The sequence below is a fragment of the Paenibacillus sp. fava2 genome, assembly GCF_058313675.1.
In genome coordinates this window covers 2,877,256-2,902,611 of record NZ_CM177755.1, presented here as the reverse complement: position 1 = coordinate 2,902,611, position 25,356 = coordinate 2,877,256, and the positions used below count along the sequence as shown (strand labels likewise).

Genomic DNA, 25,356 nt, shown 5'->3' with positions numbered 1-25,356 from the left:
AACCTACTGTTTACCCTGCAGAAACGCCGCTGCCTGCTTTTCCACCTCAGCTTTCACTTTGTCGATGCCTGCAGCTTTCAACTGACCGGCAAGCCTGGCAAAGGCGGCATCCACATCCTCCACCGCTCCGATGTAGATCGGCTGGGCATACTGTGTGGAGACACTTTTCAGGTTGGCAACTTCGGTTTTGACGTTTCCCGAATTAAACAAAAAACCCAGATAAGTTGTAGGTTTCAGGTAACCGTCGATCCGCTCCTTCATCTCCGCATAGCTGTCCGTCCATACAGCCATCGGAGGGAATAACTGCTTATTCACGAACCAGAAGCCTGAGGCATCGGGCGGATAGGCGTTACTCTCGGCGCTCACGCCCTCCGGCAGACCAATTCTGCCGTCACTCTGCATCGTATAGTTCAGCCCTTCAATTCCGTAGTACGCCAGATAAGCGTAAGATGGCTCCTGCATAATGAGATCAAGAGCCTGCAGCGCCCGCTCGGGATGCCTGGAGTTTGCGCTGATGGCTACCCCGTTATTCAGCCAGGAGGATTGGCTCGTGGTGCCGGACGGATACAGCATGGGGAATGGATACACCTCAATCCCTTTTTCCCTGCAAAGCGCAAAGACCTGCACCAGATCGTTAGAATTACCGAAGGCTATACCTGATTTACCGTAGCAGAAGTTCTGCTTGGATCTTATCTGATTGGCAAATGGATTCCTGTTCACATACCCCTTGTCGTACCAGTCCTTCATGATGCGCGCCGCCTTTTTCTGGACACTGAGCATCGGCTCCTCGACCATGGACCACAGTTCACCTGAGGTACGGTCCATATCGCCGACTATGCCTTGCGCTGACGGATCTCCGGAATCAAATGGAGCACCAGGCCAGCCTATCTGCTCCGCCATTAAATAGCCGTAAGGGGTTGACAGGTCAAATTGTGAATCCAGGTTAAGGGGGATCATGTCCGGATAGCTTTTTTTGATTTCCGCCAGATAAGGTTCAATCTCCGAAAAAGCAGTAATTTCCGAAAGTCCCGCCTTTGCCATTATATCCTTGCGGAACAAAGCCAGATTAATTTTGCGCTCCTGTACAGCCGTGGGGATCATATAGGACTGCCCGTTCACCAGAGTGGCCTGCCACGCTTCCTCCGGCATTAGCGCCGTATGACGGGGCATGTAGCTGCGCAGCATCTCCTTGCTGAGCGGCATAAATGCTCCTCTAGACGCTTCGGCGGTGTAAAAGGACCAGTCGGCAGCGAAGATAAAATCGATATTCTCTCCGGATTCAAGCAGCAGGGAATACCTGGAGGCAAGCTGGTCCCAGGCGATATAATTCAGCTCAAGCGTGGCATTGATATCCTGCTTCAGCTTGTCATTGAGCGCACGAAGCACCTCCGGCAATCCCGGCGGCGCTTCGCCGATCAGATAGCCGGTCAGCTTCACTTCATTTCTGTACGGATTGTCCGAAGCGGATTCCGGCGCAATTCCCCCTGCCGGCAAATCCCTGTGCCTGAATGCACCGCTCAGCCAGACCAGCAGAACGGCTGCCAGCATCAGTACAGATATGCTGCCGAATAAAAGCCTCCTCAAATGTGTACCCTCCCATGCTGAAATTACCCTGTCGTTATATGCTACGCGGAATAGGAGCCCGTGCCGGTTCTGCGGTCAGGCACCCGCATGGACACACGGGTCCCGCTTCCCGGAGTGCTCGCAAATGTAATCCCGTACAGTGCCCCATAAGACAGTTTAAGCCGTTCTTCAATATTGCGTACTCCGTAACCTCCGCCTTTGCTCCCGCCTCCGCTTTTCTCCCGGAAAATGGCTGACAATGCTGCTGCATCCATACCTACACCATCATCTGTGACTTCAATGAATATATCGCCTTTATCGGCTGACGCAGTGATTCTGATTGTACCTGCTTCGTCCTCCTTTTCCATAATACCGTGAAGAATAGCATTCTCCACCAGCGGCTGGAGGACGATCTTGGGCAGCTCGCAGTCATACAGGTCACGCGGTACCTCAAGCTCCAGGGCAATCCCGTTTCCAAAGCGCATGTTCTGAATCCGTACATATGCCTCTATATGCTGTAGTTCATTCTCCAGCGTCACATACTCTTTTCCGTTACTCAGGCTCAGTTTATAGAACACGGCAAGCTCGTCAACGACGCGCTTGATCTCCCGTGAACCTGACTCGATGGCCATTACATTGATCAGATCGAGCGTATTGTACAGAAAATGCGGATTAATCTGCGCCTGCAGCGCAGTGAGTTCCTTGTTCTTCACTTCCCTGCCGAGTGAATACGTCTCTTCTATCAGACCTGTCATGTTATTGACCATCATATTAAAGTTATGGGTAAGCTCGCCGATTTCATCTTCACTGGCCGGAAGCGGAGCGAGCTGAAACTTACCGTTTTTGACCTTGCGGACATGCAGAATCAGCTGCCTGATCCGTTTGGTCGCCGATGCCGACACAAAAAAGGAAAGCGGTAGCATCAGCGGAATGACCAGGAGAAAGATGGATATGATCCGGTTGCGTGCTTTGGTGCTCGACTCCAGAATATCCGTGTAGGGAACGATCAGCGCAACCGTCATCGACGTATTCGGAATGTGCTGCACGCCCAGAATATGGCGTTGTCCGTTAAGAGAGTAATTCTCGTCGTAATGGCTGGTCTCCTTCCCGGCTGACAGCAGATTATTGATCTCCTGGACCGGATACACCAGATTCCGGCCGGAATCAGACCGGCTGATCAGCTGACCCTGTTCATTGAACAAAAGCGCCGAAGTCCCCGGGGTTAGAATCGCATGATCCAGAACAGACTGCATCGCATCTCCATGCACCCGGGCCCGGACAATGCCGTCAAACGCTCTGATATTATTGGCATTGGGGATTTTGCGCAGGATGGACAGCTCGCCACTGCCTGACTCCGGGTCGATTTCAGCAGAGGGCACCCACATAAAGGCGGCATTTGCAGCCGTGAAGCGCTGCAGCCAGGATGTCTGCATATATTTTCTCATATTCAGGAAATCCGTATTTTCTGTAGCACCGGCCAGTCCGTCCTTCATATAGACCTGGATGGATATAATGTCCTTATTATAACGGAACTGATTGACGAGCCGGGATAGCTGCAGCGCCTCCATATGCCAAAGGTTCACATCTTCAAACTGCCGGGAGTCGGCGGAGACACTTGTCTGCAGCAGCGAATTGAAGGAGATAAAATTGAGCACCTCGGTAATCGCCTGTGACTTGTATTCCAGGTAGGATTTTGTTTCATCAAGCATTTTACGTGAGGAGTACACTGCCGCTTCTTTGTTCTCTTGCTGGGTAAGATTTAAATGTATGAACAGAAGCAGCAGAAACGGAATCGCAATAACAAGCAGATAGGTCGCAAACAGCTTGTAACGGATACTGAGATTGGCGAACCGGATTCTCTTCTTCATTTCATGGCACGCTCCCTGTATTCACTCGGCGTACAGCCCTCACAGCGCTTGAAAAAGGTGGTAAAGTAATTGGCGTCAGTAAATCCGAGGTCCAGCGCAATCTCAAGCAGCTTCACGTTTGGCTCCCGCAGCCGTTCTTTAGCTTTATTCATTTTGGTCTCGGTGATGAATTCCTTGACCGTCTGACCGCGCTGCTTCTTGAAGAAGGCGCACAAATACGTTTCACTCAGCTGGACATGCTCGGCGATATCCCTGATTGTAAACCCCTTTTCATGAAAATGGGAATGGATAAACCGGATAATCTCCCGCATTTTCCCGGCCCCCGCCGCATGCTCCCCGTCAGGCTGCTCCTGCAGCAGTTCCAGAAAAGTAAGCACATATACCTCCAGTCCCTTAAGGCTCGAAATGCGGTCAAGCTCCTTCCACATATATCTGCGCTCAGCATCTTCAGACAACTCCGCAACACCCAGCTGGGCGGCACATTCCAGAACAGTGAGCAGAAATTGAAAATACGTATCCTTTAACCGCAGAATATCAAGATCCATCCTTGAGCCAGCATATTCTGTCCACTGGCGCAGGATGCTCTTCGCCGCCTCAACCTCTCCCTTCTGCAAATGCCCGCGCATCCGGCGGACTTCATCCCGATTCATATCCAACGGCTCATGACGGCCTATCGCATCCGCAAAGACAAGCTTGGTCTGGTTGTAATAATAGTGCAGCGAGCAAGCATCTGCAGCAAGCCTGTAGGAAGTGGGAATGTCTAATAATGAAACAGTGGGCTCGCCGACGCCAATCTTCAGTTCAATGGCCGGTCCGACAAGCCGCAGCAGCACATCCGCCAGATTCTCGGCTGTTTCCCGCCCCTCACGGTAAGAACTGCGGTATTCGCCCGGGGTAATAAGCACCAGGCGGTTAGCATAATCGAAGCCTGCTATCGCACGCCAAGCCAGAATCTGCGGCTCGCGGTTAAGGGCATCCAGCAGTGAATCCTGAACGGGAAGCGGATCCTCCGGAAGGTCAGCAGGATTCCAGTACAGCTCTGCAGCCAGCACCGTATAAGGTCCATGGAGCGGTAACAGGAAGGTTTCACGGCTGCCGAGTGCCGGTCCTACATGAGGGGAGTCAGGGCGGGTAATCAGTTTGCGCACCATCTCCTGCCTGAGAAAGGGCAGACTCCTGTCCACCTCAACCTGCAGCTGAAGCTCTTCTGCCTGTTTCCGGTTCTCTTCTATACACAGCTTGACGGCTGATTCAACAGCCGCCTGCACCTCTTCGAGGATGATTGGCTTTTCCAGATATGTTAACGCTTTCAAGAAAATAGCCGATTTTAAGTATTCCTTATCCGAGAATCCGCTCAAAAAAATGATCTTGCAGCGCGGATTACTCTCCCTGTAGCGCTTACTGAATTCAATGCCGTTAAGCTTGGGCATCCGCACATCACAAATAATAATATCCGGCGTCCACCCCGCCGTCAGTTCAAGTGCGGCAAGGCCGTTGCGTGCTGTCTGGACCTCGCCGATCCCCAGCTCCTCCCAGGGTATATAATTCCGCAGCAGCTCCCTGGTTCTGTTTTCATCCTCTACAATTAACAGCCTGATCATATAAACCTCCCTGAGCACACACCAAACTATGAGCTAGGCTAGTATTATATTACATTTATGGCCCTGTGGATACTTAGAAAATCTGCGATTTCCTTTGATTTTAATAAGCCGCTTGCTCCGCCTTCATCTTCATCATTAAAGAAGCATTAAGATTCATTTAGCCCTGTTCAGATTGCATTAAAAATCCAGAAATAACGCGATAACTCAAGACAATCAGCGCTAACACATTCGTTGTTTAACTAGAAGAAGATTTTTGGCCATTTAAGCCTTATTTTCGAACCCTATCCTCTTTTCAGTATTTTACAAACCGAAAGACCCGGCGTATGATTCCTTTCAAACCATTGCTGTAAGGGGTAGGGAAAATGACAGAAGATAGAACCTATTATTTCGGAATTCATCCTGATGTGCTGGAGCCGGCGAGCCTTGCGCACTCCAGCTTCGGTGCATTCTGGTATGTGGAGAATAATCAGAGATACATTGTCGGCTACGGCTTTGGTGCAGCGCAGCTTGCTGTGCTTGCTCAATTCAGGGCGTTTTCCGCGCATCTTACTTGTTCGGATAAACAGATCCTATATGATATTTATAGAAGCATCAGAAAGAAACAGCAGGAGCAGGATTGGGGGACCCGCAAGAGATTGCCGGTTATGACCGCCTTTAAAAGACCCTGGAAAAACACACCTGCGGGCTGGTACGTGCTGCGATCGCGCGAAACCTTTCCATTGCACTTGTCCATTGTTCAAAAAACGAAATATTCCGTTTGGCTGGAGCACTCGGCTGTTTGTGAGAATGAAGCGGAATTAACCGCATGTATAACCAGAGCGGAGCAAACCCATAATCTGCAGCGGAGGTTCAAAAGGCTTGACTCATCCGGAGGCATACAATCATGATGAACCACAGGCTGTCACGTATTGAGCTTTTCGCCTTCAGCAGCCGCCCGTCCTTTATGCATCACTCAGAACCCTATGGCTGCTGGTACGGAGTATTAAAGCTCACCTGCGGACAACAGATTTGCTACAGCGATTGTGTGCTCTGCGCGGGTGATCACGGGGTGGATTTGATAAAATGGGGTTCTTTTCTGAAGGGGATCTGTCACTGTACGGTAGAGGAAGCTGAGGATTACGTACGATCGCATGGCCGGGAATGGAATGCTGATCAGCTTAGTTTGCTTAAGACTGCTCTTGACCATATGTTCATATCAGCCGGACAAATTCCTATGAAGTCAGGAAACGGAGCGGACTGTTATCTGAATCCGGCCGCTTTAATTGCGGAATCCGTTTCCTATTATTCGCTGCTTTCCTGATAAAAGTCTTCTGGGGTATTTATATAAAAGCAAGGAAGCGGCATCTAAGTACTCCGTTTCCTTGCTTTTTTTGGTTTACAAAAGCAGGTTAAAAATCATTAAACCGCATTCCGTCTATACACACGTACCGCAAACAGATAGGCAACAATCAGGATGCCGGTACACCACGCCAGAGCGGCCCATATGTCAGTGCCTACCGGCTGGTCTGACAGCAGGTTGCGGATAGCTTCAACGATCGGGGTCACCGGCTGATTTTCGGCAAAGACACGCACAGCTTTGGGCATCGAGCCTGTCGGCACAAAGGCCGAGCTAATGAAGGGCAGGAAGATTAGCGGATAGGAAAAGGCGCTTGCGCCTTCCAAAGTTTTGGCGGATAATCCGGCGATGGCTGCGACCCAGGTCAAGGCCAGCGTAAACAGCACAAGTATACCTGCTACAGCCAGCCAGGCCAAAATTCCTGCCGGAGAGCGGAAGCCCATAAGCAGGGCAACGAGGATGATGACAGCAACAGAGAGGATGTTGGATACCACTGAGGTCAGCACATGCCCCCACAGCACGGCGGAACGGGCAATCGGCATAGAGTTGAACCGTTCGATAATGCCGCGCTGCTTATCTATGAACAGCCGGTAAGCCACGTATGCCACACCGCTGGCAATCGCCATAAGCAGGATGCCGGGCAGCAGGTAGTTAACATAATTATCGGCACCTGTTTCTATAGCACCGCCAAATACATAGACGAACAGCAGCATCATGGCAATCGGAGTAATACAAACGGTGAGAATAGTGTCCATACTGCGGACAATATGGCGCATCGAACGGCCAAGCATCACACTCATGTCGCTGAAAAAATAGTTTTTTGCCGTTTCCATCAGATAGCCTCCTTGTTACCGGTAATTGCGAGGAAGATTTCCTCTAAGGTCGGCTGCTTCTCAACATATTCTACCTTGGCAGCCGGAAAACGTTTTTTCAGTTCAGCCAGTGTACCGCCCGCGATAATCCGCCCCTCATGCAAAATGGAGATTTTGCCGGCAAGCTGCTCTGCTTCTTCAAGATATTGGGTAGTCAGGAACACCGTTGTCCCGCCGGCAGCAAGCTCTCTTACGATCTTCCAGACCTCCATTCGGGCCTCGGGGTCAAGACCGGTGGTTGGTTCATCCAGAAAAATGATCTGCGGTTTCCCCACCAGGCTGAGTGCAATATCCAGCCTGCGGCGCATGCCGCCCGAATAGGCAGACGGCTTGCGGTCTGCAGCGTCCGTTAAGCCGAAACGTTTCAGCAAATCCTCCGCCGCTTGTCGCGGCTGCTCCAGATGCCGCAGCTTGGCAATCATGATCAGATTTTCCCGGCCGGTCAGCATCTCGTCTACGGCGGCAAATTGCCCGGTCAGACTGATCGCCTGCCGCACCTTCCCGGGATTTGACATAACATCGAAGCCGTTAACGGATGCCGTGCCCTCATCTTGTCTGATCAGCGTTGAGAGAATTCTGACTATCGTCGTCTTGCCTGCGCCGTTACTGCCAAGCAGGGCAAAAATCTCCCCCCGCTCCACTTCAAAATCGACTCCTTTTAACACCTCGTTATTCTTAAAGGATTTACGCAGACCCTGCACTTGAATTGCTTTTCCCATCCTGTTAACCACCCTTCACTTTAGTTTATCCGTTGCCTTGTTCATGGCCTTGGCTGTCTTTTGGTCAACCGCCTCCTGATAAAGATCAGTGTAGGTTTTAGAATCCTTGATCAGCTCGTCACAGAATGCCGCAACATCTTTGCCGGTCACTTCAAGCACGCCTTTTCCCAGAGAAGCACCTTCTTCAAACAGATCAACAATTCCCGAGAGCAGCTCTGTTCCCTCACCCATGTCCACCGGACCGACTTTAAAAAGATATTTTTGCATCTCTTTATATACAATCTGGTAATCCTGCGGAAGTGCCTTAACACGCGCAACATGTGCCTTCCACTCTTTTCTGCCCTCGATCATATCCCGTATACTCATGTGAACCCCTCCTATTTGCCTAATTTTTTGGCTACATTATTGTTAAGCTGCTCGCGCCACTTGTCGCGGTAAGACTTTGCCCCTTCTTCGCCGGCCAGCGCTGAGCAGAAGCCCTTGATGTCATCACCCAAAACCTCACCGATGCTCTGGCCGTCAGCCGCCGATGTTTCCAGCAGGCCAAGCACACCGTCAAAGACCGGCATGAGATTACGGCCGGTGAAATCGGAGTGTGCCCATAGATGCTCCTTGATGGCTGCCCAGGCCGCCTGGTAATCCGCAGGGAGCTCATTTACCCGTAATTCAAAGGCCTTGAATTCTTTAGTTATATCCCTGCCGGTCATCTTTTCCCACAAATTCATTCTGCTCTCTCCTTTAACTCGCTCATTTTTGATGATACAAAGGCCCATTTGTCCCAGAACCTCCGCAGCTCCTCGCGGCCAGCATCATTAATAGCGAAAAACTTCCGCGGCGGCCCCAGCTCGGAGGGCTTCTTGGCGGTCTCCACCAGTTTGTTCTTTTCAAGCCGGACCAGGATTGTGTATACCGTTCCCTCCACAACATCTGCGAAGCCGAGGGCATTCAGCTGCCGTGTGATTTCGTAGCCATAGGTATCCTTGCGGCTTATAATTTCCAGGACACAGCCCTCAAGCACGCCTTTGAGCATTTCTGTCAGGTTATCCAATGCAATCATCCTTTACTATTCTGTATGACTGGTATGCAGTATTACTTAGTACTACTATAAAGTATCACTAAGTAGTGCGGATGTCAATATCCATCTCCCTAATAAAAAGAAAACCCGCGCTATGCGCGGGTTCTTAAGGAACTATGTTCATATCCTATGACATTCTTGGTTATGCGGAAGCCGCTCAAAAAAAGACTAGTCGCTCTGGCTCGGTTTCTTGCGGATGCTTGTAAGTTCAAAAGCCTCTCTGGGAATCCCCAGCTCCTGTGCCCTCTTCTTTTTGATCACCATGGCTTGTTGCAGGCTGGTAGCCTGAAATTCAATGGTGGTGCCGCGCGGATCCTCAAATGCATAGTAACTTTTTTTATTGGACATTCACTCCGGGCCTCCTGATCCATACACGAATCATTTTTGGTAAATCACCCTGATAGTGTGTGCCTCTACCTGAGGAACTATGCGTATATCTTCAGCAAAGAGCTTGAGCATTTGAGGCTGCTATTGCTGCCCTCCAGCCCCCGCTTGCCGTTATGTCCACCGCCTGTTCAATGGCATACGCTTCGCACAGAAATCCGGATACGTGCCGTCCATCCGCCAGCTCAATCTTGCCGATGCCCAGCGGAGCCGGTATCATAGCTGTGAATAATCCAAAGGATGCTGCGGGCATACTCCACAGCTCCAATGCTATCGGAGCTCCGGCTTGAGGCACCCGGATAAGGCCAGGCTTGGCGGGTGTAGTCGGAAGCATAAACAACTGGTATAACGGTGCGGTTTGTGCTTCCTCCAGAAACTCGGCTCCCAGGCCAAGCATTTGCCGTTCCAGCGGCATGCCTCGCATATGAAGCCCGCAGACTGCGACTGTGATGTCATCCGGCTGACTAGAGAACAGACGGGCCGCCGCTCCAAGATTCGCTTCCTCCTCAGGTACTGTAAACAGTGTTAAGCCGAAAGGCAGCTTCTCCTCCGCCTCACCTGCCGGAACCGAAACGGCACTCAGATCAAGCAGATTGCAATGATTAGTGTAGAGTCCCATCTTGCTGTTGGTTATAACCGGATCAGCAGTCACCTGCTCGCGTGTCCAGGTTCCGCCCGCTGTCGGCAGCACCAGCACCGCACCTTTAAGCATGCCGTGGACCAGACTGCGGATCGCGGCAATCCGGTGCTGTGAGCGGAACAGTGAAGCTGCGGTAAAGTCCGGCTTCGCGCCGGAGCGGAGAATGCTCTCTGTGACAGGCAGGGCAGCACCTGGATGAGTATCAACAAAAGCCTCTAAATCGGCCCACCGCTCAGCGACCCACGGCCCTTCATACAGCTGTGCTGCGGCTTTCTGCAGCAGACTGACATCCGTTTCCTGTACATTAACTCCCGATTCCAGCAGCTTCTGCTTAGCAAGCTCCCAGGCTTGCTGGTATGAAGCAGCATAGGGCCCAAAGAACTCCAGCGGCCCGGACGGAATCAGCCATACCTCAGGTGTTACCGCACGCCCAAGCGGACGTTCAGCAGAGTATGGGTCTGACAGAAGGTGGCCGCGCACTTGCCGGTCAACAGCCTCTGCATCTTCTATCGAGTGAGCGAACACGGTGACGCAATCCAGACTGCGGCAGGCCGGAATAACACCTGCAGAAGGCCAGGCTCCGACAGCCGGCTTATATCCGACCAGTCCGTTCAGTGCAGCCGGAACTCTGCCTGATCCGGCTGTATCGGTGCCAAGCGCGAACGCAGCCTGACCAAGCGCAACAGCCACGGCCGAGCCTGAGCTGGAGCCGCCGCTGATCAGCTCAGGCCGCAGCGCATTATGTGTGGCTCCGTAAGGGCTTCTCGTCCCGACTAGCCCTGTGGCAAACTGGTCCAGATTGGTTTTCCCTACCGGTATGGCTCCCGCCGCAACAAGCCGTTCAACGACTGCCGCATGTTGTTCCGGCTCATAGGCATAATCCGGGCATCCGGCCGTCACCGGCCAGCCCGCTACTTCAATATTATCCTTAACCGCGAAAGGAATTCCCCATAAAGGGAATTGCTGCGGGTCCAGCTCCTGCAGACGATCCAGATACGGCTGGAGCCGCTCCAGCGAAGGCGGCAAGATCCAGACTGCTTTATCCTCATCTCTTTTTGAGCGTTCAACTATTACGGACATAACCTCTGATAAAGAGAAACGGCCGCTCCGGTAACCCTTTCGCAAGGCTCCGATGGTAAGCTGTGCCGGTACATTCGTTATGCTCATGATGCCGCCTCCTCATGTTCCGGATAGATGGCCGCGATAAGATCTCCTGCACGGACCTGGTCCCCCGGCGATACAAATACATTTGCAATAATACCGGCAAACGGAGCTGTCTGAGGGAACTCCATTTTCATACTTTCTTCTATTATAATAGTCTCGCCCTTCTGCACCCGCTGGCCAGGCTCGGCGATTACCTTCCACACACTTCCCGGCATCAGACTGTTAATACCCGCACTGCCTTCTGGAAGCACATTAACATCCGAACCGGCCGCCGCTTCAGCTTCAGCCAGGTGCTCTGCAATCCCCAGCTTCTTCCACAGCTCCCGCTCCTCCTGGAAAGCAGACTGCTGTGAGCTGCGGAATTCCGCCGCTTCCTGTTCAAAGGAATCAAGCCAGGTGAGGTATTGGCCCAGATTAAAAGTAGTCTCTTCCACTTCAACCGTGTACGCTCCGCGCGGGAAGTCTTCCCTCATCTGCAGAAGCTCAGCCTCTGACACGGGATAGAAGGTAATCTGATCGAAGAAGCGCAGCAGCCAGGGCTTGCCGGGCTCGAAATTCGCGGTTTCCCTGAACTTGTTCCACATTTGGACCGTCCGTCCGACGAACTGATAGCCGCCCGGCCCTTCCATGCCGTATACACAGAGATAAGCGCCGCCGATCCCGACCGCGTTCTCGGGAGTCCATGTTCGGGCAGGGTTGTATTTGGTTGTGACCAGACGATGACGCGGGTCAAGCGGCACAGCTACGGGCGCACCCAGGTATACATCTCCGAGGCCCATAACGAGATAAGAGGCATTGAACACAACCTCCGCAACCTCGTCGATGGATTCGAGGCCGTTCATCCGGCGGATGAATTCCAGATTGCTCGGGCACCAGGGAGCGTCCGGTCTGACGTTCTGCTGGTAACGTTCAATCGCCTGCCGTGTAGCCGGATCATCCCAGGACAAAGGCAGCTTCACTTTACGTGAGGGCACCTCGATCGTATCCAGCGGCGGCAAATCGAGGTCGATATCAAGCACAATCGCCGCTGCTTCCTTCACTGTGATCTGCGTCCGGTCCAGATGAATCTGCAGGGAACGGATGCCCGGCGTCATCTCGATATACGGAATTCTTCCATTGTCCTTGACAGCCTGCATCAGAACGTAGACCTGGAACCGGTACAGCAAATCCAGCTCCCGGTCACCGTATTCCACGAGGATATTCTCGTCCCCGGAGCAGCGAATGGCAATTTTGAAGCGGCGGCCCTGTTCCTCATAAGCAAGCAGGGGCATATATTGCCCGCTTGACTGTTCAGGCAGTGCTGGAATCTTAAGCGCCTCTGCCCCGCTGTGTTCTTCACTGATCTCATTTAAAAAGAGCTCCTGTGCCAGCCTAAGCTGCTCAGCCTCCTCTACAGTGATCAGCTTGAACCGGACTTTATCTCCCGGACGCAGCTGGCCGATCTTCCACAGCTCTGCGGAAGCCGTGGTCACCGGGCAGACAAAGCCGCCCAGACTCGGGCCGTCGGGACCGAGCAATATCGGCATATCGCCGGTTAAATCCAGCGCCCCGATTGCATAAGCGTTGTCGTGGATGTTGGAGGGATGCAGCCCCGCGTCCCCTCCGTCCTCCCGGGCCCAGAGCGGAGCCGGGCCGATGAGCCTTACGCCCGTGCGGGAGCTGTTGAAATGCACCTCCCAGTCGGTTCCCGTCAGCTGCTCCAGGTAGGCGGGCAGCAAATACTCCTCCGTGCAATGCGGTCCGGGGATGACGCCGATAGCCCATTCCCGGCAAATATCCGGCTGCGACACTTCAGGAAGCGGCCGCACCTGTTCCGGGCGGTTCAGCGGAGCGCCGGGATTGACCCGGAGCACGCTGCCCGGGCGCAGCGCCCCGCCGCCGTAACCGCCGAAGCCGCCCAGCGTAAAGGTCGAGGCGCTGCCGAGCGTCAGCGGCAGATCGAAGCCGCCGGCGACGAGCAGGTAGCAGCGCATACCGAGTGCAGACTCACCGAGTGTCAGCACAGCTCCGGCTGAGGCTTGAACCGGCGTGTAGGGTTCAACCGGCGTGCCGTCCAGCCGGGCATCCATATCCGCACCGGCCAGGACAAACCGGATGTCACCGCGGAACCGGTAGCTTCCGCCGCGGAGCGTCATCTCAAGCCCGGCTGCCTGCTCACTGTTCCCGAGCAGCCGGTTCCCCATCCGGAACGCCAGCGTATCCATCGGGCCGGACGGCGGGACTCCGATGTCCCAGTAGCCGGTTCGTCCGGGATAATCCTGCACCGTGGTCTGAACGCCGCCGTCCAGAACCTCTATCGCCCGTTCAGCAGGCGTGTAGCCGACCAGCATATTCGTAAATACCTGTCCTGCACAGAAATCGTCCGTTGCCAGGAACGCTGCAATGTAGGACTGGTTGGTTGTAATTCCGTACACACGCAGCTGCTCCAGGCTGGCAATCATCGCTTGAATGGCTTCACCGCGGGTATCCGCATGCACGATCAGCTTCGCCAGCATCGGATCATACAGGGTGGTTACCTGCAGCCCGGGCTGAATCCAGGTCTCTACCCGTGTGCCCTCCGGCCATACAACTCCGTCGATCCGGCCGTCACTTGGCCTGAAATCATGATAGCAGTCCTCCGCATACAGCCGCACCTGCAGGCTGTGCCCCTGCGGCTTGTTCACTCTTTCCTGCAGCTGCCCAATCCCGCCAGCAGCCTCAAGCACCATCCATTCCACAAGGTCCGCTCCGAATACCTCTTCAGTTATCCCGTGCTCCACCTGAAGCCGGGTATTGACCTCGAGGAAATAATACTGGCCTGTTGCGGAATCATAGAGAAACTCAACGGTTCCGGCGTTTCGGTAATTGGCTTCAGCTGCCAGCTTTCTGGCACTCTCATGCATCGAACGGCGGGTCTCCTCTGCCAGCAGCGGGGCAGGCGTCTCTTCAATAATCTTCTGGTTCCGGCGCTGGACGGAGCAATCCCGTTCACCGAGTGCGACCGCATTGCCGGCGCCGTCACCGAAAATCTGCACCTCGATATGCCGGGCCCGGGCGATGTATTTTTCCAGGAAAACACCGCCGTCGTTGAAATTGGCCGCTGCCAGCCTGGTCACGGAATCAAAGGCTTTTACTAATGCCTCTTCACCGGAACAGATCCGCATCCCGATTCCGCCCCCGCCGGCCGTGCTCTTCAGCATAACCGGATAGCCGATCTCAGAGGCCCTTCCTACAGCTTCCTCCAGATTGCTGATCAATCCGGTTCCGGGAAGCAGCGGGACACCCGCCTGCTCTGCGATCGCTCTGGCCGTATGCTTCAAGCCGAACAGCCTGATGTTCTCCGGGTCAGGGCCGATAAAGGCAATCCCGTTCTCTCTGCACGCTTCGGCAAATGCAACATTCTCACTGAGGAAGCCGTAACCGGGATGAATCGCATCGGCGCCAGCTTCTATCGCCTTGCTTAGAATAAGCTCCGCATTCAGATAGCTTGTTTTTGCCGGACCTTCACCAATAAGCAGGGCTTCATCTGCCTGCTCCACATGCAGGCTGTCGCGGTCCGTCTCTGAATAGACAGCTACAGAAGCGATACCCATCTTCTTCAGCGTCCGGATGATCCGTACGGCAATGACACCGCGGTTAGCAATCAGCACTTTTTTAAACATGGTCTTCTCCTCCTTGGCCATCCCAGATCAGCACCTGTGCCGGGGTCGGATTGTAGGCATTGCACGGATTGTTAAGCTGGGGACAATTGCTGATCAGTACCGTAACCGGAGCCAGAGCGGTCAGCTCCACATATCGTCCCGGGCCGGAAATGCCGTCGGCAAAAGTCAGCTCCCCCTCCGGGGTTACCGGCACGTTCATGAAGAAGTTCACGTTCGGAGCCAGATCACGCTTGGAATATCCGCTGCGGCTCGACAGCATAAGCATGAATGTATCCCGGCAGTTATGCATCGGCAGCGTATCATGCGAATAACGTACCGTGTTGCTCTGGGCGGAGCAGGCTCCTCCGATCGTATCGTGGCGGCCGCATGTATCTGCCGTAATTTTCATAAGCCCGCGTCCCGATTCCGTCAGTAAGACGGAACCTGTCGTCAGGTAGAGATTCTGCTGATTGGCAATGGTCCGGATCGCGCTGTAATGGTCGCCCGGATCTTCTGCGGAGTAAAACAGGGTGTCCACAGCCTGATTGCCCTCCAGATCCACAATCCGCAAAATCTGGCCCGGCAGCAGGTCATGCAGCCAGCCTTCACCTGCAGGAATCGTCTTGTTATACACAGCATCGTCTGGATTAAGTACGCTTATCGCCGGTTCGAATGAATAGGTTGTCATTACAGATTCGCTCCCTTCAGCAAGGTATGTACATTCCACGTGTTCTCAAAGGCTCTCCGGTTCTCGGAACAATGTGTAACACAGATATCATCCTCCGTAACGGCTTCCGAATCTGTTACCTCTACGAGGATGGACGAAACCGGATAGTCAGAACCCGGGTCCAGCGGGTTAGGCGTATTGGAGCATACCAGCAGGATATCCGTTTCTGTACGGAGCGTCACTGACCGGCCAGCCGCCGGCTGCTCGACATAATGCATGGAGCCGTCAAGCTCACAGACCACCTTTGAAAAAAAGTTAACCGGCGGCATTAAGTCGCGCGGCAGCAATTGGTTCCGGTAGAGCTCGACGATCAAATTTTCCTCGCCGCTGCGGTACCAGTCATTCCGCTGCTTCTGATAGCTGGTCAGTCCGTATTTCCCGTCAGTAGCCTGCCTGGTCGAATACCCGCCTAAAGGATCATGCCAGCCCACCGAATCCCGGATTATGGAGGCAAGCACCTTCCCCTGATCACTCATCAGCACATTGCCTGCTGTCAAAAAAGCGGTATGCTGCGCCTTGAGCGTATCCGGCATGTTATAGCGTTCCGCAGGCTGCCACGCATCGAACAAAAGTGTGGACAGATTGACACGGTCACTGCTTGCAGTCAGCGTGATTGATTTCCCTTTGGCAATACGACCGGACCACTTCCCCCCGGCTTGAATGATGAATGTAAGCATGACGACTCCTCCTTGAATATGAAAATAAAAAAAAGCCCGGGAGAAGCTTCAAAGCAATCGCTTTGAAAGTTCTCCCGGGCTTTTATCCCGCCGTGGACACCGGCCGTGCAGGCTCCGGTGCGTCTTCTCTCGGACCAGCCGGATGTGAACATCCCGGAACCCTAGAAGACATTTTGTATTCGGTTTTGATGTTACAAACTCTAACACAAGAAAAAGCTCAAGGCAACAGAAAAATTAAAAATTGTAGTTTTTTTTGCAATTTACTTATTGTAGATGTCAGGTTTGTATTTAAATCGGAACATAAGTTCCTATTTACAGCACTAAAAAAAGCTTGTTATAGTCATCTCATTCTAAACGGTGTCAGATGTCGTGACATTTGGTATACATTCGGGAACAAGAGGGAGCTGGAGAGTATATGAAAGATACAATAACGCTTAAGAGAGATTTATCCCTGTCACATGTCGTTACTATGGGACTTGCGTGGATGTCACCGATGATTTTTTTCACCAGCTTCGGGGTGCTCCATGATAGTTCAGGAGGCATGCTCCTTGCAGCCTACGCTCTGGCCTTTATCGCCATTCTGTTCACGGCTGCCAGCTACGGCCAGATGGCCCGGGCTTTTCCGGTATCAGGCTCGGCCTACACGTACGTCTCCAAGGCAATGAATCCGTTTCTCGGGTTCCTGGTCGGCTGGGCGATCCTGCTCGATTATTTATTTTCCTGCATCGTTGCTGTCCTTATGTTCGGAGTCAACCTGAATGCCCAATTCCCGTCCGTTCCTTCTTCGGTTTGGATCATACTGCTGACGTTAATAGTGATGATTATTAATATAATCGGCATTAAGCCGCTGGCAAATATCAGCAAGCTTTTCGTATTTATGCAAATCCTGTTTATCGCCGGCTTTTGTGCACTGCTTGTCTACAAAGCGCTGGAAGGCGGTGTTACTGCAGATTTAAATCCTCTGGCTGCCCAGGAAGGCGTCTCCTTCTCCGCCATTTTGGCCGGAGCCTCACTCGTATGCTTTTCATTTCTCGGCTTTGATTCTATTACGACCATGGCAGAGGAAACAAAAGACCCGAGGAAAACAATCCCCCGGGCCATCCTGTTAATTGTCCTGTCTGCTGGCGTGATGTATTTTGTTACAGCCTACCTGATCCAGCTTACCGCTCCCGGCTTCTCCTACGTGAATGTGGACTCTGCCGGATATGAGCTGATGCAGAATCTCGGAGGCAGCCTGCTGGCAGGTATATTCACCTTTGTTATTATTTTCTCCATCCTGTCGCAAGGGCTCTCATCCATGACTACCGTCACGCGGCTGCTGTTCGTCATGGGCCGGACCTCGCTGCTGCCGCAAAGGTTCGCCTCCGTCCACCCCAAATTCCGCACACCTGTTTTTAACATCGTGCTTATGAGCATCGTGTCCTTATCAGCGCTCTTTATCAGCCTGGAGACCGCCATCAAGTTTGTCAGCTTCGGCGCTCTGACAGCGTTCCTGTTCGTCAACTTGTCCGTCATTGCCCATTACATGATCCGCCAGAAGCAGCGCTCGCCCCGGGATATCCTCTTCCGGTTTATCTGCCCGCTGTCCGGTGCAGGCTTTGTGCTCTATCTGATTGCCCTGCTGGATTCCGCTTCGTTAATACTCGGAGCCGGCTGGTTAGCTGCGGGTCTTGTATATTATGGAATCCGTAAATTCGTCTCCAGCAGCAAACAAAGTCCGTCTCATGTTGTAACGGAGAGTTAAGCTGCGGATAACAGGATTTCATCCGTATATCATTTTATAAATCTACAGTAACATCCGTCAGACCTTCGCGGGAGATGGTGACCCCCTGTGCCGTCAGTGAGATACCAAGGCTGTCCAAAGCTTCTTCCAGCGGAGGAACAGCACGGCTCCCCGCAGGGGCTCCGCAGACCGCAGAGATCAGCAGATGGCTCCCCGGATCCAGATCTGCCAGCAGCGACGGCAATGACGTGCGGGGATATAACACATTGGTATTCACATTTGAATAGACCAGCTGTGCTTTGGTATATCCCTTCAGGCTGTAAACACCGCTTTCGCCAAAGGTATTCTTGACCGACAAGCCCGGATTTCCGGCCTTCTCGATGTGCTGATCCTGTTTCGCAGCCAGTGAATATCCGCCTTCGGCGGCAGTCAGCGGCCGGCCTGTCTCAATCCTGTGATTGCGGACATGCCAAGGGAGTCCCGCTACGATCCAGGTCCGGACCTCCACATCACTCCACGGGCGCCATTTGGCGTACAGCACGTTGTCGGAAATCCAGGTTTCCTCATTGACCCGCCGTACCCGGAACAGCTGATCCTGCTCGCTTAGTGCCAGCATGGAGTCTGCCGATGCCTGCTCAAGCCCCCACTCCGCTCTGGGCACGCTGAAGCCAAACCGGGTGGAGTAGACGAATTTTTCGTATTTGGCCGGAGTGTGCGTATGGGCATTGGTTCCAGGATGTCCGCTGTTGAACGCTGCCACATGACCTGAATCAAGATCCCTGCACACGACAAGGTGCGGCTCAGTTTGTACAGACAGGGCTGGCCCCTGCGGGATATCCTCTTCTGCTGCCGTCCAGAACCCGGAATCCTCTCCAAGTGCCAACACAAGAAAGGTTTTGAAGGCCCAATACGGCGAGCCTCGTGCATTATAATTTTCGGCCATTACCAGATTGGGATAGGCATAACCCACAGTGAGTACCCCCGCACTGTCAAAAATGGGCTGCCTGAACCACCAGCGGAGATTGCGCAGAATAAGCCCCTTCACTACACCTGGGGTCAGCGTTTCAGAACTCAAACCGGCGTAAGCAAAAGCGCTCCAAAATGCCGACTGTGCAAAACGGTATGACAGGCTTCTACCATAGGGCAGCGCAGAGCCGTCAGAATCAAACCAGTTCACAAAATCACCGGCGAACAGCAGGGCCCGTTCCCTGTATTGAATGCAGCGCTCCGGATCTTCGTTTCCCATCAGCTTCAGGTAAATCAGTGAGTAAAAGTGAATGGCAAACGGACCGTAATAATCACTGTGTCCGCCAATGCCGTCACTGTACCAGCCGTTTCCGAGATAGAACTCGTCGATGCGCTGTAAATTCCGCTCCATCTGCTCCGCATCGTAGGGCTCACCGATCTGCCGGAAGCCGAGATTAACCATCGCCTGAAAGAACAGCCAGTTGCAATCGTGACAAGGATGTACATTAATCTGATTAAGCCAATTGTACAGATTGCGGCGCTGCCTTGCATTTAACGGCTCCCAGACTCTCTCCGGTATAAGGCACAACGCCAGACCCATCGCTGCCATTTCCACAAGGCGCTGATCGTAGTCACCCACCTCGCCCCAGTATTCTTCATGCTCAGGGTCCGTCCCGTTGATCAGTCCCCGCTGATAAATCGCCGTCAGCTCCGCCTCTTCTCCGCCGCCTGCCAGATACGGAACCAGTCCCCACAATATACGGGAAAATCCCTCCATATCGGCGATTTCTTCTGTATGTCCGGCGCCGGCCCCCCTGATTTCAAGACGGGCCCCTCCGGTGCTGTACCTCTCTTTCAGCGGATTCGTCAATTGCCTGAACGCTGTCAGCACATCTTCCTTTGTTCTTAATGCATTGCTGCTTACCGGCTGCTTCATAACCACTGCAGTTCCCCCTGTATCTTGTGTTATTGATAATCCCGTTATATAGATTGTACCGGACGCGCATGACAGGAACCTTAAATATCCTACGATGTTTTGTTGAAATATTACACAGAAAAGAACCACCCGGCCTGAAAAGACCGGATGGCTAATAATAGGGTTAAAGGTTATTGCGGCTCAAACCTGCCGGTTTACTTTATAGCATTGTATATAACCTGTACCGCCTGAGCACGGGTAGTATTGGCAGCAGGAGCCAGCTTGTTCCCGTCTCCGGTAATCACTCCGGCTTCCACTAATGCTCTCATGGATTCTGCTGCATAACCTGATACAGCAGCTGTATCGGCAAAATTATCATAGCTCTGGCCGTTCTTGCCGGATGGCAGTTCACCCAGATGCTTCAGGATATTATAGAAAATAACGGACATGTCCTGCCGGCTGATTACGGCTTCCGGCTTGAACTGGTTATCCCCTGTACCGGAAACCAATCCTAATTTCTTGGCCGTGCCCACATATCCCGAGTAGTATTTGTTCCCTGCATCGGCGAAATTGCCGGCAACTGCGGAATCTGCATCAATTCCGTAAGCGTTCATAATCATCATCAGGAAATCAGCCCGCGTCACTTTGCTCTCAGGGGCAAAGACATTTCCGCCTGTGCCGTTAGCGATCCCTCTGGCCGCCATATAACCGACTGCATCACTGTACCAGTGACCGGAGCTGACATCACTGAATTTCACTTCGTTATATCCCGCTGCATATTGCGACAAATGGGTGGTCTGAAGATTTACCCTCCCGGTTGAAGCATCATAACCTCCCCTGACGGGCTTGAGGCTGCCAGCCGGGTCAATGTAGTAGGCGACAATTGCATTCGTCTGCTCACCTGTATGCGGAGTATAAGGCAGACTGATCTTTACCTTTCCGCCGTTAAATTGTGTAATTTCAGCATTGCCTGCTTTTACGGTAAAATCATACACCGCCCTGTCGCCGATCACACTCCGGACATTCTCCGGCAGTCCTGATGCAGCAAGCTTGGTAATGCTGATTTCGCTGTCCGCCGCTGCACTGCCCATGGCCGTTACCGATTTATGGTCAAAGGTGATCGCGGCAAGTCCTGCATCCACCTTTAAATCCGCTGTAGTGCTGTCAGCCAGCAGCTTGAGCGCTTCCTTCGGAACGGATAATTGGACAGCCTGTTCATTTGATGCGCTATCCAGCCTGATTTCAACTGCTGCTCTTTGTCCAGCTGCTTCAGACTGCTTCACTTTTTGCAGCAGACCGACCATCACGCTTGTATCAAGCTTGGCTGCAGATCCCCCTTTACCTGCATCTGCTGTCGTCTTGATAATGACACTGTAGACCATAGTGTTGTCAATAACAGAAGTAGTAGGCTCAGCTGCCGGAGTATTGCTTACTGCCGGAGTACTGCTGTCCCCCGGAATGCTTCCCGGAGAAGGATTAACCGGCTCTGTCGGCGGAACCTGCGTTCCTGGATCTGTTCCCGGATTTGTAGGTGGAACCTCTGTGCCCGGATCTGTACCTGGCTCTGTAGGTGGAACTTCTGTACCCGGCTGCTCAGTGCCCGGCTCATCACTGTTTTTAATCAGAACGAAATCGTCATAAGAGCCCCAATTCCCGGCTTTTGCATCCAGGGAAACGCCTATTTTCAGTGTTCCGCCCGTGATCTTGATGTTTTCTACCACTGCCTGATTCCATTTATTCCAGCCCTTATTCGCAAAGCTGGCCGTAAATGGTGCTTGATCGCCGCTCACAGCGTATAACTGATTCTTCACTTCATCTCCGGCGCCCTGCGACCAGGCCGACAACGTGTAGGTTCCATCCGTTAAACCTGTAAGCTCCTGATAGGCTTCAAAGGTGAACGCGCTATCCTTCCAGAATCCAAGTGACTTTTCACCGGTATAACCGGTCCCGGCCGTTAACGGAGTGGTATCCGGAATGGTCCAGCCTTCAGGGGTGCCGTCTTCCTTAACATTCTCAAAGCCGGGATTAATCACTGTAATATACTCAGTGTTATCCTTCTCTTTCAGCTCAAAATGGTCAAGGTTACCCCATTGTCCGTCGGAAAGCTTATAATGTGCTCCGACCGTCAGCGTTCCATCTGTAACTTCAATGTCATTAATAACAGGCTTACTCCATTCTTTCCAGCCTGTATTGGTAAAGCTCTGCACTGCATCGCCGGCAAAAATCTCCGAAATCTCTTCACCGCCGCCGCCGGAGACCCAGGCTGACAAAGTATACGTTCCATTGGCCAGTCCTGTAATCGTCTGGGAAACCTTGAACTCAGCCGGTGCCGGGCTATAGTAATGTAATGCTGATGAGCCTGAATACACATCGTTTTCGATCGTTACTGCACTTTCATCCCCTGTAAGGGTCCACGAAGTCAATCCGTCCTCAAAACCGGGGTTCTGAACCAGGCTTGTGCTCGGGATAACCGTAACTTCGCTGGTGGCTGTAAATCCGCCGTCATAGGTAACAGCTGTTACCGTTGCCGTTCCGGGAGAGATTCCGGAGAGCGTTCCTTTGTAAAGATCCACTTTGACAATATCAGGCTTGGAGCTGGTAAATTTCACGCCCTTGTAAGTAGCATTCTCAGGGCTGAGGATTGCCGATAATTTACCATTTCCACCGACTTCAATCACCGTTTCAGGCTGATCTAGCGTAATGGATTGGACCGGATAACGGTTAATTTCCACCGCACCGTCGATAAAAGCATCCATGGCAATGGTTGGGCTTCCGTCTTTATTCCATGCAGATAACGGATAGTCAAACATAATCCCTGTCGGTTCCCAATAGAATATACCGGTTCCTTTCTGGTTTGGAACCGCATGCAGTTTATTCTGCGCCGCTACAAGCATATTGTGAACGCTGTCAACATCTTCGGAGACATTGCCGCCGACTTCGACAATCATAACTTCCTTGCCGTAATTCTGCTCCAGTTTATTCATATTCTCGCTTAATTCATCAATGGAAGTGGTAAAGGTAGCTTCAGGATAATAAGATAACCCGATGATATCGTAATCGCTATCCTTAAGACCGGCTGCTACCAGACCGGCGTAAAAAGGATCTACGCCCGCCTCTGCTCCATTTGCCCTATGAATAATCACTTTGATGTCCGGAAAAACGGCTTTGGATGCACTTGACCCTGCCTGAATCAGCTGGACCAGGTTGGAAACATTACTGTAGCTCCCCAGCGGATGCAGCATACCGTTATTAATCTCATTGCCGATTTGCACCCACTCCGGGGTAACCCCCGCCTCTTGCAGCGCTTTCATAACATCGGTAGTATATTCCGATACATGCGCTTTTAACTGCTCCAGATCCGCGTCAGCCCATGCTGCAGGCGTGATCTGTTTTCCCGGGTCCGCCCAGCTGTCGCTGTAGTGGAAATCAATCATCACCCGGAAACCGAGAGCGCTTACACGTGAAGCCAGAGCAACAACTTCCTCTGTACTGTTATGACCGTTTGAAGGATCGTCAGAAGGATTAACCCAGGCTCTGATCCGGATGGAATCAATTCCATGATCCTTTAGAATGTACAGAAGATCCTGTTCTTCCCCGTTATCATTATAGAATTTATACCCAAGCGCTTCTAATTGCGGCAGCCAGCTGATATCTGCGCCTTTGGCGAATGATCCGGGTGCAGCAGAAGCTTCTGCTTTTCCGGGTAAACCGGTAAATACCGTTGACAGCATCATTGAAATGAAGAGAATGATTGCCAGAACTCTTTTTCTGTTTTTCACGTAACAACCTCCCCGAATGTGGTAATGCCTGCAGCATACGGATAACGCTCACATATGTACGATAGCGACCCGGTTCTGCTTGTATATAAAAGGCTGCGCCAAAGCCGAACTTTGGCGCAGCCCCGAAGCACTGATCTTACTTTGCTTGAGCTGCCAGGAAGGCATCTACCTGAGCCTGCATTTCAGCCTGAACCTTATCAATGCCAGCCGATTTCAGCTGTTTGATCAGATCTGCCTGACCTTTGGCAAGGTCATCAATCAAACCGTATTCCAGCGGAATGGCATAACGCAGCATTACATTACCGATGTTCGCTACTTCATTTTTCACTTTTGCGGTGTCAAATACGAATGTTTCAAGCGGGAAATGGTAGACATTTGCCTGCCATGCATTGAACATGTCGTCAGCTTCCTTAGGATAAGCGGCATCCTGACGGTTCAGCGGGGAATTCCAGCCCCAGTTCGAGAACCCGGTGTAGTTGGCAGCTGCAGGACCTGCAGAGAACTTATCGTCGCCTTCCGGATTGTAGTGGGTTCCGGCAATTCCGTACATGGTCAGGTCGTGAATTTCTTTGTCATTCTGCAGCAGATCGATCAGCATCAGGGCACGTTCCGGATTCTCCGAGGTTGCATGGATGGACATACCGTTCTGTGTGGCGATTGCAGCAATTTTCTTTTTATCCGGTGTCAGGTCAGCGATTCCCAGCTCCACATCGGGTTTATCGCGGCGCATTTCAGACAGGTTGGCACCAACAGTACCCAGGTTGTGGGCATAGGAGGAAACCTTGCCTGCTTTGATATCCTGCCATACATCGTTTTTGTTGCTGACTACGTTCTTCGACCATGCGCCGTTGTCGGCCAGATCTTTATAGTATTCAAGCAGGGAAGTAAACTCAGGCGTATCGTAGATGTTGAAGATTTGGCCTGTAGCATCATCCAGCTTGTAAGCCAGCGGCAGCAGGTTGGCATCTACCAGGTTGAAATTGTTGTTCTGCTCCAGCAGGATCTGATCCAGCTCATGGAACTTCCAGCCGTCAGCAGGCTTTGCTCCGAAAGCTGTAACACCCTGCTCATCCTTAGCAACCGTTTTCAAATAATTGGCGTAGCTTTCAGGACTGTTGATTTCCGGAAGATTGTATTTCTTGCGCAGATCTTCACGGTATAATACCACTTTGTCTGTTACTTCCACGTTATTGTTCGGAACCATAAAGATCTTGCCGTCTACCTTGGCCTGATCCCAGTTTACCTTCGGCATAGCTGCCCAGGTCTGCGGCATATACTTGGAAAGCATATCTTCCGTTAACTCCATGAATCCGCCCTTGAGCGCCTGGTCGTTATAGAAGGCCCAGTTCGCTGTGTATACCAGGTCGAAATCCTCATTGGCCGCGAATTTCAGCGGATACTTCTGTGTCCAGTCCGACCAGTCCAGAAATTCTGTTTCTACAGTAGCATTGATCTTCTCTTTCAATTTGGTATTCAGCTCGCCGAATACCTTATCATAGTCGCCAGGCTGTCCGCCGACCAGGATCATCTTCAGCTTAACCTCTTTGGAAGTATCAGGAGCGCCGGAATCGGTCGCTGTATTGGCAGCATTCGCTCCGCTGTTCGTTGCTTCTGCACCAGTGTTGGCGGCATTATTGCCGCCTCCGCATGCACTGAGGATTGTCCCCAGTGTCATCATTGTTGCCAGTGTAACAGTAAGTTTCTTTTTCTTGTTCATCATGACAGG

19 protein-coding genes and 1 riboswitch are annotated in these 25,356 nt (G+C 52.3%); of the genes, 3 read left to right on the top strand and 16 right to left on the bottom strand.

The annotated features are described in order from the left end of the window. Positions 1 to 3: 3 nt before the first annotated feature. The 3 genes from AC4G46_RS12285 to AC4G46_RS12275 are packed head-to-tail and all read right to left on the bottom strand — an operon-like array spanning position 4 to position 5,032. Positions 4 to 1,584, bottom strand: a complete 1,581-nt coding sequence (locus AC4G46_RS12285) for an ABC transporter substrate-binding protein (RefSeq protein WP_491128169.1) — start codon at positions 1,582 to 1,584, stop codon at positions 4 to 6. Between the two features lie 41 nt (positions 1,585 to 1,625). Continuing rightward, positions 1,626 to 3,431: a sensor histidine kinase gene (locus tag AC4G46_RS12280; protein WP_491128168.1), complete on the bottom strand. Its 1,806-nt coding sequence runs from the start codon at positions 3,429 to 3,431 to the stop codon at positions 1,626 to 1,628. Then, positions 3,428 to 5,032 (bottom strand): response regulator, encoded by a 1,605-nt coding sequence (locus AC4G46_RS12275; protein WP_491128167.1) that lies wholly within the window; start codon positions 5,030 to 5,032, stop codon positions 3,428 to 3,430. Before AC4G46_RS12275 ends, AC4G46_RS12280 begins: the two co-directional genes overlap by 4 nt. Positions 5,033 to 5,394: 362 nt before the next feature. Between AC4G46_RS12275 and AC4G46_RS12270 the strand changes: the two genes are divergently transcribed. Both AC4G46_RS12270 and AC4G46_RS12265 read left to right on the top strand, forming a co-directional pair. Next, positions 5,395 to 5,919 carry a hypothetical protein gene (locus AC4G46_RS12270; RefSeq protein WP_491128166.1) on the top strand — a complete coding sequence of 175 codons (525 nt, stop codon included), beginning with the start codon at positions 5,395 to 5,397 and terminating at the stop codon, positions 5,917 to 5,919. After that, positions 5,916 to 6,332: a hypothetical protein gene (locus AC4G46_RS12265; RefSeq protein ID WP_491128165.1), complete on the top strand. Its 417-nt coding sequence runs from the start codon at positions 5,916 to 5,918 to the stop codon at positions 6,330 to 6,332. Before AC4G46_RS12270 ends, AC4G46_RS12265 begins: the two co-directional genes overlap by 4 nt. Positions 6,333 to 6,430: 98 nt before the next feature. Here AC4G46_RS12265 and AC4G46_RS12260 read toward each other — a convergent pair whose 3' ends face one another. The 10 genes from AC4G46_RS12260 to AC4G46_RS12215 form a co-directional block, all read right to left on the bottom strand. Next, a complete protein-coding gene (locus AC4G46_RS12260) occupies positions 6,431 to 7,201 on the bottom strand; it encodes an ABC transporter permease (protein WP_491128164.1) in 771 nt (256 codons plus the stop codon). Further along, positions 7,201 to 7,959, bottom strand: a complete 759-nt coding sequence (locus AC4G46_RS12255; protein ID WP_491128163.1) for an ABC transporter ATP-binding protein — start codon at positions 7,957 to 7,959, stop codon at positions 7,201 to 7,203. Before AC4G46_RS12255 ends, AC4G46_RS12260 begins: the two co-directional genes overlap by 1 nt. Before the next feature lie 15 nt (positions 7,960 to 7,974). After that, on the bottom strand, positions 7,975 to 8,325 hold the full coding sequence (locus AC4G46_RS12250) for a DUF1048 domain-containing protein (protein WP_491128162.1): 351 nt from the start codon (positions 8,323 to 8,325) through the stop codon (positions 7,975 to 7,977). Between the two features lie 11 nt (positions 8,326 to 8,336). Next, positions 8,337 to 8,684: a DUF1048 domain-containing protein gene (locus tag AC4G46_RS12245; protein WP_491128161.1), complete on the bottom strand. Its 348-nt coding sequence runs from the start codon at positions 8,682 to 8,684 to the stop codon at positions 8,337 to 8,339. Then, positions 8,681 to 8,989 (bottom strand): PadR family transcriptional regulator, encoded by a 309-nt coding sequence (locus AC4G46_RS12240; RefSeq protein ID WP_491128861.1) that lies wholly within the window; start codon positions 8,987 to 8,989, stop codon positions 8,681 to 8,683. The genes AC4G46_RS12245 and AC4G46_RS12240 overlap by 4 nt, the downstream gene beginning before the upstream one ends. Positions 8,990 to 9,202: 213 nt before the next feature. Beyond that, positions 9,203 to 9,382, bottom strand: a complete 180-nt coding sequence (locus tag AC4G46_RS12235; protein ID WP_491128160.1) for a hypothetical protein — start codon at positions 9,380 to 9,382, stop codon at positions 9,203 to 9,205. Between the two features lie 91 nt (positions 9,383 to 9,473). Further along, positions 9,474 to 11,225 (bottom strand): allophanate hydrolase, encoded by a 1,752-nt coding sequence (gene atzF / locus AC4G46_RS12230; protein ID WP_491128159.1) that lies wholly within the window; start codon positions 11,223 to 11,225, stop codon positions 9,474 to 9,476. Then, entirely contained in the window at positions 11,222 to 14,863 is a 3,642-nt protein-coding gene (gene uca, locus AC4G46_RS12225; protein ID WP_491128158.1) for an urea carboxylase, read from the bottom strand. Before uca ends, atzF begins: the two co-directional genes overlap by 4 nt. Then, entirely contained in the window at positions 14,856 to 15,530 is a 675-nt protein-coding gene (locus AC4G46_RS12220; protein ID WP_491128157.1) for an urea amidolyase associated protein UAAP2, read from the bottom strand. Before AC4G46_RS12220 ends, uca begins: the two co-directional genes overlap by 8 nt. Further along, on the bottom strand, positions 15,530 to 16,246 hold the full coding sequence (locus tag AC4G46_RS12215) for an urea amidolyase associated protein UAAP1 (protein WP_491128156.1): 717 nt from the start codon (positions 16,244 to 16,246) through the stop codon (positions 15,530 to 15,532). Before AC4G46_RS12215 ends, AC4G46_RS12220 begins: the two co-directional genes overlap by 1 nt. Before the next feature lie 69 nt (positions 16,247 to 16,315). Continuing rightward, positions 16,316 to 16,422, bottom strand: a riboswitch (guanidine-I (ykkC/yxkD leader). Positions 16,423 to 16,661: 239 nt separating this feature from the next. Here AC4G46_RS12215 and AC4G46_RS12210 point away from each other — a divergent pair. After that, a complete protein-coding gene (locus tag AC4G46_RS12210; protein ID WP_491128155.1) occupies positions 16,662 to 17,990 on the top strand; it encodes an APC family permease in 1,329 nt (442 codons plus the stop codon). A gap of 34 nt (positions 17,991 to 18,024) precedes the next feature. On the opposite strand, the gene AC4G46_RS12205 is transcribed toward AC4G46_RS12210, so the two are convergent. From AC4G46_RS12205 to AC4G46_RS12195, 3 genes are all read right to left on the bottom strand, one after another. Then, a complete protein-coding gene (locus tag AC4G46_RS12205; RefSeq protein ID WP_491128860.1) occupies positions 18,025 to 19,872 on the bottom strand; it encodes a DUF2264 domain-containing protein in 1,848 nt (615 codons plus the stop codon). Positions 19,873 to 20,066: 194 nt separating this feature from the next. Further along, positions 20,067 to 23,630: a glycosyl hydrolase 53 family protein gene (locus AC4G46_RS12200; RefSeq protein WP_491128154.1), complete on the bottom strand. Its 3,564-nt coding sequence runs from the start codon at positions 23,628 to 23,630 to the stop codon at positions 20,067 to 20,069. Positions 23,631 to 23,766: 136 nt separating this feature from the next. Continuing rightward, positions 23,767 to 25,347, bottom strand: coding sequence for an extracellular solute-binding protein (locus AC4G46_RS12195; protein ID WP_491128859.1), 1,581 nt, complete (start codon positions 25,345 to 25,347; stop codon positions 23,767 to 23,769). Positions 25,348 to 25,356: the final 9 nt, after the last annotated feature.

Bases quoted from the DNA above. Each gene is read 5' to 3' on its own strand.
- AC4G46_RS12280 (WP_491128168.1), bottom strand. From the start codon at position 3,431: ATGAAGAAGAGAATCCGGTTCGCCAATCTCAGTATCCGTTACAAGCTG.
- AC4G46_RS12275 (WP_491128167.1), bottom strand. From the start codon at position 5,032: ATGATCAGGCTGTTAATTGTAGAGGATGAAAACAGAACCAGGGAGCTG.
- AC4G46_RS12270 (WP_491128166.1), top strand. From the start codon at position 5,395: ATGACAGAAGATAGAACCTATTATTTCGGAATTCATCCTGATGTGCTG.
- AC4G46_RS12265 (WP_491128165.1), top strand. From the start codon at position 5,916: ATGATGAACCACAGGCTGTCACGTATTGAGCTTTTCGCCTTCAGCAGC.
- AC4G46_RS12260 (WP_491128164.1), bottom strand. From the start codon at position 7,201: ATGGAAACGGCAAAAAACTATTTTTTCAGCGACATGAGTGTGATGCTT.
- AC4G46_RS12255 (WP_491128163.1), bottom strand. From the start codon at position 7,959: ATGGGAAAAGCAATTCAAGTGCAGGGTCTGCGTAAATCCTTTAAGAAT.
- AC4G46_RS12250 (WP_491128162.1), bottom strand. From the start codon at position 8,325: ATGAGTATACGGGATATGATCGAGGGCAGAAAAGAGTGGAAGGCACAT.
- AC4G46_RS12245 (WP_491128161.1), bottom strand. From the start codon at position 8,684: ATGAATTTGTGGGAAAAGATGACCGGCAGGGATATAACTAAAGAATTC.
- AC4G46_RS12240 (WP_491128861.1), bottom strand. From the start codon at position 8,989: ATGCTCAAAGGCGTGCTTGAGGGCTGTGTCCTGGAAATTATAAGCCGC.
- AC4G46_RS12235 (WP_491128160.1), bottom strand. From the start codon at position 9,382: ATGTCCAATAAAAAAAGTTACTATGCATTTGAGGATCCGCGCGGCACC.
- atzF (WP_491128159.1), bottom strand. From the start codon at position 11,225: ATGAGCATAACGAATGTACCGGCACAGCTTACCATCGGAGCCTTGCGA.
- uca (WP_491128158.1), bottom strand. From the start codon at position 14,863: ATGTTTAAAAAAGTGCTGATTGCTAACCGCGGTGTCATTGCCGTACGG.
- AC4G46_RS12220 (WP_491128157.1), bottom strand. From the start codon at position 15,530: ATGACAACCTATTCATTCGAACCGGCGATAAGCGTACTTAATCCAGAC.
- AC4G46_RS12215 (WP_491128156.1), bottom strand. From the start codon at position 16,246: ATGCTTACATTCATCATTCAAGCCGGGGGGAAGTGGTCCGGTCGTATT.
- AC4G46_RS12210 (WP_491128155.1), top strand. From the start codon at position 16,662: ATGAAAGATACAATAACGCTTAAGAGAGATTTATCCCTGTCACATGTC.
- AC4G46_RS12205 (WP_491128860.1), bottom strand. From the start codon at position 19,872: ATGAAGCAGCCGGTAAGCAGCAATGCATTAAGAACAAAGGAAGATGTG.
- AC4G46_RS12195 (WP_491128859.1), bottom strand. From the start codon at position 25,347: ATGAACAAGAAAAAGAAACTTACTGTTACACTGGCAACAATGATGACA.